Below are 11,346 nucleotides of genomic sequence, written 5' to 3' on the forward strand. Positions count from 1 at the left end.
ATTTGCAGGTTTATCGATGGCGGATCATTATTATTTCCCACCCGATTTTTGATTAAATCGAGTGGGCAAAATCAAAATACGAAAAGTAAGGCGGATTATTTCTCTAGCGAGTCCAAGAACTTGCTAAGTTGCTCATTTACCCACTCAGGTACTTCTTGAGATAGCCAGTGGCCAGCATCGGTTGATTCATTGATGCGTAAGTCTGCAAACAGTGTGCTCATGTCAAAGCCAATACTTTCTATATATTCTTGCGTCCACTCTCGTGAGCCTGTTAAATACATCGCTGGAGGCTGAATGAGATCGCTTTTTCCTTCAGTCAACTTAAAGGTCTCTGGAAAGTTGCGGTACCAATTAAGCGGGCCTTCAAAACCATTAAATTCATAACGGCTGGCCATATATTTAACCAGCTCATCGGAAACAAAATCGTTTTTAGCCTCGTCAAGTGTAATGCGCTCAAAGAAATTAGCGTCTTCAGCGCCTTGATTAAGGATATCCATATCACCACGGAAAACCATATTGATACTTTTGTACTTATCTTCATTTAACAAAGCTGTTGTTTCATCACGCTGGAAATCTAGAATATAAAAGTAGTTATCGCCAAATTGTTGCTTGAAGGTGTCGATCTGCGGTTGCTCACCACGACCAAACCAAGGTACTGATAAACCACCTACAGCCTTCACTTTATCTGGATGGCACCAAGCTGTATGCCAGGCAACGATACAACCCCAATCATGACCAATAACAATGGCTTCTTCTTCACCGTAAGCCTCAATTAAACCAGCAACATCAGCCGCTAGTTCAATGGTGTTATAGCTAGATTTATCACTAGGCGCATCACTTTCTCCATATCCACGTTGCTCAGGCATGGCAACTTTGTAACCTTTATTCAGTAACATGGGTACTTGTGGACCCCAAACGCTCCAACTTTCAGGGAATCCGTGCAACAGGATAATTAATGGACCTTCTCCTGCTTCAAAAACATTTAATTCAATACCGTTGGTCGTAATGCGTCGTGAGGTAACACCAAAATCATCGAGGTTGTATGGCAGTTTAGTCATCATTGTATTTATCCTATAAGTTATCATCAATGTTAGTTTTATTTAACGTGGTTGAGGAAATCAATAAGTAATTCATTCACTGCCTCAGGCGCTTCTTCTGGTGTTAAATGAGAAGCATCTGGAATCAAAACGTTTTTATATAAGTTAGGTACATTTTCTGCTAATTTATCATAAACTGCTTTGCCATAGATGATGCCCGGATCTTGCTCTCCAGCGATAAATAATGCAGGTTGTTGAACTTTAGCACCGGCTAAAAATGACGTATGTTTCCAACCTAGATCAACGGCTCTATACCAGTTTAATGCACCAGTGAAGCTTTCGAATTCGCTAACATAATATTCAAGTACCTGTGGCGTTAACCATTCAGGTAATTTTTTAGGCTCAACCATTATGTCTGCAACTGCTTGACCTGGTTTTAAAATAAATCCACAACGTTCATCTGGGCCAGCTGTAGCGCTTAGTGAATTAAGGATGAAACGCATGGAGTACGCAGAATCTTTATAATCGCTGTCTTCTACACCAGGCTGTTGAAAGTAATCTTGGTAGAAAACCATGCCATTGTCTCTAAACCTTGTTTTCCACATATCAGAAGGTAACTGATCACTGCGAGGTGCGTAAGGGCTGCTAATCATGACTAAACCGCTAAATAAATCAGGACGTACCAGCGCAGCTGTATAAGCAACAGGGCTACCCCAGTCCCAACCAGCGACGACAGTATTATCAATTTCTAGGTGATTTAATAAGCCAACAACATCACCCGCAAGCGTGGTTAAAGCGTAATCTTCAATATGTTCAGGCGCCTCAGTTTGTCCGTAGCCACGTTGAGTCGGTACGATCACGCGATAACCTGCTGCTACTAACGCAGGGATTTGATTTCTCCACGAGTACCATGTCAAAGGAAAACCGTGCAATAAAACAATAGCAGGGCCTTGGCCTTCATCAACGTAATGCATTTTAATGCCATTGATCTGAGCAAATTGATGATTAAATTGGCTTGCATCGTCTGGGTTAGTAATTTTTCTATTCGGTGTTTTTACTGGGTTATTATTATCAGCGATCACTGATGTACTGAACACACCAACAAATAATATTGTTAGCAAGTATTTAAATTTATTCATAATCAGACTTTCCTATTGATAGGCACAAAAGGAGACAAGAGGAAGCCTCTTAAGGGGCTCCCTTGATTCCTGTTGTTTATTACAAAGAAGATGCTGGAATAAGTGCAGCTTTGCTTGGATGAACTTGGTCGAACAATGAGAAGAAGCTTTTCACATCAGCTTTATTACTCACTTTAACGTCTTTGTGTGTGATTAAATCGTCAAGTGTGAACTCACCAACAAAGTAACCAGCCCAAGCGTCTTTAGACATCTTGATGGTTAGGTCTGCTTCGTGTGGATATGTGCTAAGGTCGGAAATAAACTCAGCAATACCACTACGCACATGCATTCCCATTACGCCTGAATCATCACCTTCAACTTCGATAGAGAGTAATTGGTTTTTACCGTAGCTTACTTTCGGATCAAGGCGTACACGATACTGCTCAACTGAATTTGCAGCAGGGAAGCCTAAAACAGACTCTGGACCTGTAAACATGAGCGCTGGTATATGTAGATTGCCTTCCATCTCTAATGCTTTAGAAAGATAGAAAGAACGTGGGATACTTGCGCTAGTGTTGTAACCCATTTGACGTACCGCATCAGCCAATAATTGACGAGACTCTTGGTCAGTTGGCTCAACTTTAACAAGGTATCCTGCTAATTCAGCTGACCAAGCGTATTGCGCTGATGCTAATGTATTTTTAAGCTCCGCTTTAACGGCGTCAACACCACCAAAACCTGCAACTATTTTCTGTGCTTGCTCATTCGGAGCGATACGGTTTAATACTTCAGTATCTCGTCCAAACCAACCTAATGCGTAGTTGTAGATGTAAGCAGGGTAGTAAGATAATTCCCCGTAAGTCATTTGGTTATTTGGTTGTTCTGCCAGATCTTTTGGCATTTGCACCCAATAACGTAACTCTTCTGGTGTTTTACCGTGCATAATGCCACGGATCGTTTGGTCATAAAGGTACATAATCGCATCGTAATAACCCGTTAGTGCTTCCTGTACTTTATCTTCACCACTAATGTTAATAGAGTGCGTGTTGATAAGGTGTTTAGGCTTAAGATCTCGAATTAGTTGCACACCAGCCGCCCAATCTGTTGGGTCACGGTAAACAGAACCACGTAACGTATATACGTTAGGGAATGCAGGCCATAAGTGGTTATTTAATACTGTGCTAGATGCTGGAATATGAACAATAACTTGATCATTTGTGTCACTGTCAAAATCGGTGTAGAACACCATATCAACACCATCAACAGTCATTTCTTGACCGTGAGTGACTGGGGTATTAACAGGAACAAAACCTTTGGTTTTACCTATAGGTGTCGCTGCGCGTGCATCAGGCCCTTCTTCTGGTAAAAGCAAAGAGAATTGCTCAACAGTTCTTGCTAACAAAACAGGGCTTAATTCTGGAATTGCAGCACCTAGACCACCACTCTCAAGAATATTCATGTTTAAATCAGGGTGACCGATAATAACAATATCATCGCCGTATGCATCAACGATAGCTTGAGTACCGAAAGCATAGTGAGCATGGCTGTAAATAACCGTTGTAATCGGTTTATCACTTATTGTTTTAACCAGTTCAATAATCTCTTGTGCTTCTTCGATATCATCACCAGTATCATAGATGATTAACCCGCTTTCGCCTTCGATGATCGCTTTATAACCCCAGTGATAACCAACAACAGCCCATACGCCGTCTTCAATTTTTTCAATGTAAGGTTCTACAGGCTGAGTTTGTGCTAGTTGTTCGCCCATTCTTGCATTGTAGATACCACCATTGTCGTATGTGGCATGCTTAACTTCTTCACCGTTGTAAACACCTTGTGGGTAGGTAAAGTTAGAATCATTGTGGTTGTGGGCATATGCCGTTGTGGCAATAATACTGGTAGTAACAATCGATAGAATAAATTTTTTCATGTGTATCCCCTGCTTTAATATGCAACTAGTATTCAATAAACTGGGCAATAAACCGATGAATTAGAGAAATTCATTTTTGTAATTCACATATTTGTAAAAATAAATAAGTCTGAAAGGGAGGGGGGGGGATTAAAGGTAAATTGAAGTGGCTGAAGTAGTCATTATGAACATTGTTTAGAATATATAGTGATATTTATAAGTCGCTTTGGGAGCGATAGCGAGTTGCTTTTATGGATGGTAAATAAGTAAGGTTGCAGTGTTTTTAAGAGGATTTTTATTTGTAAGATATTTATTATATTCAAATAAAAATAGGGACCATTTAGATCCCTATCTATCTGCCCAGCATCACGCTAGTTTTTTATTATTCCGTATCGAATTGCTAACTACGCAACCTGTACTGGAATATCGTTACTTGTGCGAACAATATCATTCGCTTGATCAAGATAAACTAGGTCTGGCTTGTGTTTTTTAGCTGCTTCATTATCCATGCGTACATAAGCACAGATGATGATGCGATCGCCTACTGCTGCTTTACGTGCTGCTGCACCGTTCACAGAAATGATTTTCGAACCGCGTTCGCCAGCGATAGCGTAAGTTGAAAAGCGCTCACCATTATCAATGTTATAGATATCGATTGCTTCATATTCTAGGATCCCTGATGCATCAAGCATATCTTGATCGATTGCACATGAACCTTCATAGTTTAATTCGGCATGTGTTACACGCGCTTGGTGTAACTTACCTTTTAGCATTGTGGTTTGCATTGTTCTAAAACCCATTCCATTAAAGTTTATGACTATATACCGTACGAATTATTTACCGACGACATACCGTACACATTATGTACCGGCGCCCATAGTAGCGTATTTGTTTAATTAGCGCAATTGTACTAGCGGTAAGCTAAATTTGTACTATTTGTTAGACTAATTTACCTTAATGGCCAGCTGAAATACGCTAATCGTTAGCGCAATTTAATTACTTCATTATCGATTAAACGGGCTTTACCTAAGAATGCAGCCATTAACACCACGGCTTGTGCACTGTCTTTGGTGAGCATCGCTAACGTATCGGCATCAACAATATCAATCGCGTCGGTATTGAAACCGGCAGCATTAAGTTGTGCTGTCGCCTGTGTGATTAAGGCTTGATTGGCTTGCTCATCCACTGATACTTGGCTAGCAATGGTAGTCATCACTTCTGCTAATAGTGGCGCGACAGTACGCTCTTCAGCCGTTAATAAACCATTACGTGAACTCATCGCTAAACCTGACTCTTCGCGTACGGTCGGTACGCCAACAATCTGAATCGGCATGGCTAAATCAGCGACCATGTGACGAATCAAGGCTAATTGCTGAAAATCTTTTTCACCAAATAATGCTACGTCAGGTTGGACTAAATTAAATAACTTCGCCACGATAGTCGATACACCATTAAAGTGACCAGGGCGATGTGCACCTTCGAGTACTTCAGAAATAACCGGTACTTGAATAAAAGTTTGTGCGGCTAAACCGTGTGGATAAATTAATTCTGGAGCAGGTGTGAATACCAAATCAGTATCAACACTTTGCAATGCACGGCAATCTGCATCGAGTGTGCGTGGATAAGCGGCTAAATCGGCAGCTTGGTTAAATTGCATCGGATTAACAAAAATGCTGACTACTACACGGTCTGCGAATTTTTGCGCTTCTTTTACCAAGGTCAAATGACCATCATGCAAATTACCCATAGTCGGTACGAATGCGGTAGATAGACCTTGACGACGCCAAGCGATAATTTGCTCTCGCAGCACATCAATATTTGCAATAATATCCATATATGAATTACCTAATAAATGAGAGGGATGGTGAAAGAGGGGCGTGCAAATTTAAATTATTTGCTTATCGACCCCACGTTCTTTTATGCGGACATGTGAACGGTGAGAACACGTGTACTTATGCGAAGCGTAATTTATGAAAACATTATTTATGAAAACATGTGCTCATCGGCAGGGAAAGTCTGCGCTGCGACTTCATCGATATAAGCGCTAACCGCGTTACGCATATCACCGGTTTCAGCTAAGAAGTTTTTCGAGAATTTAGGCACAAAGCCTTTCGAAATGCCGAATGCATCATGCATCACTAAGATTTGACCATCGGTATCACGACCAGCGCCAATACCAATCACAGGGATAGTTAACGCTTCAGTAATACGTTTTGCTAGTGGCGCAGGGATACACTCTACTACTAACAGTTGGATGCCAGCGGCTTGTAATGATAGTGCGTGCTCAACCATTTCATCGGCTTTATCTTGCGCACGCCCTTGTATTTTAAAACCACCAAATACATGTACTGATTGCGGTGTTAAGCCAAGATGACCACATACTGGAATACCACGTTCAGTCAGTGCTGAAACGCTATCAACTAACCATTCACCGCCTTCGACTTTAATCATATTTGCACCCGCTTGCATTAGCGTTGTGGCATTGATTAAGGTCTGTTCTTTGGTGGCATAACTCATGAACGGCATATCAGCAATAAGCAGTGCCTTCGTCGCACCAGCACGTACACAGCGAGTATGATAAGCAATATCTGTAACGGTAACAGGTAGCGTATCATTGTGGCCTTGTAATACCATGCCCATCGAGTCACCAACTAATAATACTGGTACGCCGACTTCGTCAAATAATGCCGCAAAACTGGCATCATAAGCGGTAATACTAGCAAACTTTTGTCCTGCTTCTTTCATCTTAAGCAGTTTAGATACGGTAACTTTACTCATTGGAAATCCTTCTTCACATTACTCTATGTTTTGATAAATAGCTAAGTCGTTACGGGGGCAGCCCGCAAGTAATTCCGACAATGCTTGGCCACAAGGTAATTGCAATTGTGGTGCTATTTCTGCTAAGGGATAAAGTACGAACTCACGCTCTTTCATGCCGTAATGCGGCACCGTTAAGCGTGGCGTACTCATAATTTCATTACCGTATAGTAAGATATCTAAATCCAGGGTTCTTGCCCCCCAATGCTCTTTACGTACACGGCCTTGTTCATTTTCAATATGCTGTAGGGCATCCAATAAATCAATGGGTGCTAAACATGTATCAATACAAGCTACAGCATTAATATAGTCAGGTTGTGCTTGCGGACCCATAGGTTTACTTGCGTAAAGCGAGGATACCGAAACCAAACGACTCAAGGCTAATGTTTGTAGCGACACAATCGCTTCTTGCGCTTGTGTGACGGGATCGGCAAGGTTACTGCCGATCGCCACATAGCAACGGGTATAACCCTGATTGCTATTTTGCTCGACGCTATTAATCATTACTTTGATCGTTATTCTGCTCAATCGTTTCGCCTGCAGGCTTTTTCTTTTTCACGCGACGTGGGCGTGTTTTTTTAACTGCAGGTGCATTTAATTCTTTAACTAAGTTCAAACGACCAGTGGCATTCGCACTTTGATAATCAGACCACCATTGTGTTACTTCAACTAAATCGCCACCTTGGATATCGGCGCGCATTTCTAAAAAGTCAAAACCAGCACGGAATTTGAGGTGTTCAAAGGCTTTTTCTGCACGTTTACCTTGGCGACGTGGTAAGCGGCTTTGTAAATGCCAGATATCACGGATCGTAGAAGTAAAGCGACGTGGAATAGCAATGCTCTTGGTTTGAGAATCAAGTGCGTCATTCATCGCTAGTAGCAAGGCGTCATTGTAGTTAAGACCACTGTCAATTACGCGCTCTTCAGCTAACGCTTCCAGTGGATACCATAACATAGCGGCATATAAATAAGCCGGTGTTACACGCTTGCCAGCATTAATACGGCTGTCGGTATTCTCTAGTGCAATTTCGATGAACTTATCACCGTTGCTTGAACCGTCTTCATTAAGATATTTACTGACGAGTGGGAATAATGGTTGGAATAAACCGTATTCTTTCATCAATTTGTATGTTGCTAAGCCTTTACCGTTTAAAAACAGCTTTAAGGTTTCTTCAAATAAACGTGCAGATGGAATGCTTTGTAGCAAACTAGCAAGTTGTTTGATTGGCGCAGCAGCATCTGGGCTAATTTGCATGTCCAGTTTCGCGGCAAAACGTACAGCACGTAACATACGTACCGGGTCTTCACGGTAACGCGTTTCTGGATCGCCAATTAAACGCAGTTGTTTGCTTTGTAAATCTGCAAGGCCGCCAGCGTAGTCATAAACCGCGCGGTCAGCAATGTTGTAATACAATGCATTAACGGTAAAGTCACGACGTTCAGCATCTTCACTGATAGTACCGTAGACGTTATCGCGTAATAACATGCCACCATCAGACTGCTTTGATGTTTGTTGGTTTTCTTCTTCGACGTGATGACCACGGAAGGTTGCTACTTCAATCATGTCACGGCCAAATAGGATGTGAGCAAGGCGGAAGCGGCGGCCAACTAAGCGGCAATTATGGAATAGTTTTTTGATTTGTTCAGGTTCAGCATTGGTCGCAATATCGAAATCTTTTGGTTCTTGACCAATAAAGATATCACGTACACCACCACCGACTAGATAAGCTTGGTAACCTGATTTGTGTAAACGATAGAGAACTTTCAGGGCGTTTTCACTAATTAAGTTATGGCTTACCGGGTGTTGACCCTTTTCCAACTTCAGCTCATTTAATCCTAGATTCTGTGCATCTGGTTGTACAACTGACGCAGGTACAGGCGCAATAGCGTTAGTAGAGCGAGTATTTTCAGGTGCGTCTTTACTCTGTGTATCACGATCGTTGCGCGCCTTTGGCGCTGCTGCAGAAGCCGTTTCTTGCACATCTGGCGTTTGATCTATCTGCTTTCTGCTCAGTATATTTTTACAGAATTTAGTGATTTGAGTGAAAATGGTACACCTCGAATTAATATTAAAATAGGTTGAATTTTTTGTGCCGCCATATCATAGCGCTGCACTGGTAAAATGACAAAGATTGTTGAAGAAATTTAGTATTAATCTTGCCTTATAGGCTTAATACGATTGATTTCTGTCTGGGTAGGTTTTTGACGGACCAATGTTCTGTGCCCCATTTTAATAGCTGAGGGATAGAAAGATCTTCAAGCTCATGGCAAACAGGCAATGCTAAAAATCTAAACGCAGCAATTAACGTCGTTTTAGCCTGACTGCTGTCTAAACCGGGCGCGTGATTTTGCTTACTCAATTTAGAACCATCGGCATTACTGACCAAAGGTAAATGTAAATAGGACGGTGCCGGTTGCGCAAATTGTTCAAACAGATACAACTGACGACCTGTGGGGTCAATTAAATCCGCGCCACGTACAACTTCGGTGATGCCTTGGTAAATATCATCAACCACGACCGCAAGATTGTAAGCAAATAGACCATCTTTACGATGAATAATAAAGTCTTCTGCCGCTAATGCTTGATTAATTTCGATTGTACCATGCAGTTCGTCAATAAAATAATTAACCGGTGTTGTTGTCGTTAACCGTAACGCGGCATTGTCTGCAGCCAGTTGCTTATGTTTGCATTGGCCTTGATAAAAAGCACCCTGAGTGTGGATCTGTTTACGGGTACAATTGCAGTAATAGGTTAAATTTTGCTGACTGAGGTGGGCAATTGCATCGAGATAAGCGGAACTGCGTTGGCTTTGATAGATAACCTCGCGATCCCAATGTAAGCCAAAGGCTTCAAGCGTGGTTAAAATATTGGCTGCCGCACCAGCGACTTCGCGTGGCGGATCTAGATCTTCCATTCGTACTAACCAAGTGCCTTGGTTGGCTTTTGCTTGTAAGTAGCTGCCAACAGCAGCGATCAGGGAACCAAAATGTAATGGTCCTGAAGGTGAGGGCGCAAAGCGTCCTACATAGCTATTGGACATAAATAGAGTTCTTAAATAGAGAGCTTAAATTAAAAAAGGCTACAAATAGAAAGAGGGCTAAAAAGCCCTCAATAACATCATGTCAGTAAAACTGATTAGCCAACCATTTGCTTTTCTTTAATTTCAGAAAGCGTTTTGCAGTCAATACATTTGTCTGCAGTTGGTCGAGCTTCTAAGCGGCGGATACCAATTTCGATACCGCAAGTATCGCAAAAACCGAATTCATCATTTTCAATTAATTGAAGTGTTTTTTCGATTTTTTTGATCAGTTTTCTTTCACGATCACGTGCTCGAAGTTCTAAGCTAAATTCTTCTTCCTGGGCTGCACGATCCACTGGATCTGGGAAGTTTGACGCTTCATCCTTCATATGAACCACTGTGCGATCAACTTCTTCACGTAGTTCATTACGCCAAGCACTTAAAATTGTTCTAAAGTGATCGCGTTGCTTCTCGCCCATGTATTCTTCACCAGGTTGTTCTTGGTAAGCTTCTACACCTGCGATGGCTAAAACACCGAGTAATTTTTTCGCTTCAGGCATGCTATCTCTCCTAGTCCGCATTACGCCGTAATATTGCCGAGCACTGCTAAGCAATATTTATGGGCGATATAAATACCAGAAACACACAAACTGCGCAAACTAAACTGGCAAATCGTTCACTAACCCCCTCTTATGGGTTAGTTTAGTTGTGATCCTCATCACAGTTGAATGAAATTTGTTCTACCAGTGAAATCTTGTCTGTTTCTATTGTACTCGCGTATGCGAATACTTCTACTCCTTGGTTAATGGCCTGCTTAACAAGATCACTATAGTCCTTATCTAAGTGTTTCGCAGGTTTTAAAGTGTGAATTCCGGTGTGCTGTACCACAAATAATAATACCGCTCGGTGTCCGTTTTCCTTTACAGCCATCAGTTCTCTGAGGTGTTTTTGGCCACGCACACTGACGGTATCGGGAAAATAACCACAGCCATCTTCTAACAAACTGGCACTTTTGACTTCGATGTAACATTTGCCCAATTTAGCGTCGTCGAGCAAAAGATCAATGCGACTGTTTTCATTACCGTATTTAACTTCAGTTGTCAGTGTTTCATAGCCGATTAATTGTGGAATTGCCGATAACTCAATGGCTTCTTTAGCCAGTTGATTGGCTCTGGCGGTATTAATACAGATCTTATCGCCATTGGCTTTTTCGGTTAGTTCCCAAGAGCGTGAATATTTACGTTTCGGGTTATCCGATGTCGAGTACCAAATGGTATCGCCAGCATCGCCACACCCGGTCATTGCGCCAGTATTGGCACAATGGATTGTGACTTCTTCACCATTTTCAAGAATGACATCGGCTAAAAAGCGTTTGTAGCGTTTTATTAAAGTGGCTTTTTGTAGTTGAATTTTCATTAGATTATGAACTTTGGATAAGATTACTT

11 protein-coding genes are annotated in these 11,346 nt (G+C 41.7%); all 11 read right to left on the reverse strand.

All coding sequences use genetic code 11. The features are described from left to right. Window positions 1–95: 95 nt before the first annotated feature. Complete coding sequence (locus A923_RS0103045) at window positions 96–1,061, reverse strand: alpha/beta fold hydrolase (protein WP_017220173.1); 966 nt, start codon at window positions 1,059–1,061, stop codon at window positions 96–98. Window positions 1,062–1,096: 35 nt separating this feature from the next. Next, window positions 1,097–2,176, reverse strand: a complete 1,080-nt coding sequence (locus tag A923_RS0103050) for an alpha/beta fold hydrolase (protein ID WP_017220174.1) — start codon at window positions 2,174–2,176, stop codon at window positions 1,097–1,099. 79 nt (window positions 2,177–2,255) lie between these two features. Further along, on the reverse strand, window positions 2,256–4,085 hold the full coding sequence (locus A923_RS0103055) for an alkyl sulfatase dimerization domain-containing protein (protein WP_017220175.1): 1,830 nt from the start codon (window positions 4,083–4,085) through the stop codon (window positions 2,256–2,258). 383 nt (window positions 4,086–4,468) lie between these two features. Further along, window positions 4,469–4,849 carry an aspartate 1-decarboxylase gene (panD, locus tag A923_RS0103060; RefSeq protein WP_017220176.1) on the reverse strand — a complete coding sequence of 127 codons (381 nt, stop codon included), beginning with the start codon at window positions 4,847–4,849 and terminating at the stop codon, window positions 4,469–4,471. 197 nt (window positions 4,850–5,046) lie between these two features. Next, window positions 5,047–5,898 (reverse strand): pantoate--beta-alanine ligase, encoded by an 852-nt coding sequence (gene panC / locus A923_RS0103065; protein ID WP_017220177.1) that lies wholly within the window; start codon window positions 5,896–5,898, stop codon window positions 5,047–5,049. Between the two features lie 149 nt (window positions 5,899–6,047). Beyond that, window positions 6,048–6,842: a 3-methyl-2-oxobutanoate hydroxymethyltransferase gene (gene panB / locus A923_RS0103070; protein WP_017220178.1), complete on the reverse strand. Its 795-nt coding sequence runs from the start codon at window positions 6,840–6,842 to the stop codon at window positions 6,048–6,050. An 18-nt stretch (window positions 6,843–6,860) separates the two neighbouring features. Further along, window positions 6,861–7,385: a 2-amino-4-hydroxy-6-hydroxymethyldihydropteridine diphosphokinase gene (gene folK / locus A923_RS0103075; RefSeq protein ID WP_017220179.1), complete on the reverse strand. Its 525-nt coding sequence runs from the start codon at window positions 7,383–7,385 to the stop codon at window positions 6,861–6,863. Continuing rightward, a complete protein-coding gene (gene pcnB, locus A923_RS0103080) occupies window positions 7,378–8,862 on the reverse strand; it encodes a polynucleotide adenylyltransferase PcnB (RefSeq protein ID WP_017220180.1) in 1,485 nt (494 codons plus the stop codon). Before pcnB ends, folK begins: the two co-directional genes overlap by 8 nt. A gap of 181 nt (window positions 8,863–9,043) precedes the next feature. Continuing rightward, the gene (gluQRS, locus tag A923_RS0103085) at window positions 9,044–9,922 is read right to left on the reverse strand and encodes a tRNA glutamyl-Q(34) synthetase GluQRS (RefSeq protein ID WP_017220181.1); all 879 of its coding nucleotides are present in this window, start codon (window positions 9,920–9,922) and stop codon (window positions 9,044–9,046) included. Window positions 9,923–10,017: 95 nt separating this feature from the next. Continuing rightward, on the reverse strand, window positions 10,018–10,461 hold the full coding sequence (dksA, locus tag A923_RS0103090) for an RNA polymerase-binding protein DksA (RefSeq protein ID WP_017220182.1): 444 nt from the start codon (window positions 10,459–10,461) through the stop codon (window positions 10,018–10,020). A 142-nt stretch (window positions 10,462–10,603) separates the two neighbouring features. Then, on the reverse strand, window positions 10,604–11,317 hold the full coding sequence (sfsA, locus tag A923_RS0103095) for a DNA/RNA nuclease SfsA (protein WP_017220183.1): 714 nt from the start codon (window positions 11,315–11,317) through the stop codon (window positions 10,604–10,606). Window positions 11,318–11,346 lie beyond the last annotated feature (29 nt).

The organism is Moritella dasanensis ArB 0140 (assembly GCF_000276805.1).
GTDB classification, from domain to species: domain Bacteria; phylum Pseudomonadota; class Gammaproteobacteria; order Enterobacterales; family Moritellaceae; genus Moritella; species Moritella dasanensis.

Coding starts and splice junctions, on each gene's coding strand:
- sfsA (WP_017220183.1), bottom strand. CDS start 11,317: ATGAAAATTCAACTACAAAAAGCCACTTTAATAAAACGCTACAAACGC.
- folK (WP_017220179.1), bottom strand. CDS start 7,385: ATGATTAATAGCGTCGAGCAAAATAGCAATCAGGGTTATACCCGTTGC.
- panB (WP_017220178.1), bottom strand. CDS start 6,842: ATGAGTAAAGTTACCGTATCTAAACTGCTTAAGATGAAAGAAGCAGGA.
- panD (WP_017220176.1), bottom strand. CDS start 4,849: ATGCAAACCACAATGCTAAAAGGTAAGTTACACCAAGCGCGTGTAACA.
- panC (WP_017220177.1), bottom strand. CDS start 5,898: ATGGATATTATTGCAAATATTGATGTGCTGCGAGAGCAAATTATCGCT.
- A923_RS0103045 (WP_017220173.1), bottom strand. CDS start 1,061: ATGATGACTAAACTGCCATACAACCTCGATGATTTTGGTGTTACCTCA.
- gluQRS (WP_017220181.1), bottom strand. CDS start 9,922: ATGTCCAATAGCTATGTAGGACGCTTTGCGCCCTCACCTTCAGGACCA.
- dksA (WP_017220182.1), bottom strand. CDS start 10,461: ATGCCTGAAGCGAAAAAATTACTCGGTGTTTTAGCCATCGCAGGTGTA.
- A923_RS0103050 (WP_017220174.1), bottom strand. CDS start 2,176: ATGAATAAATTTAAATACTTGCTAACAATATTATTTGTTGGTGTGTTC.
- A923_RS0103055 (WP_017220175.1), bottom strand. CDS start 4,085: ATGAAAAAATTTATTCTATCGATTGTTACTACCAGTATTATTGCCACA.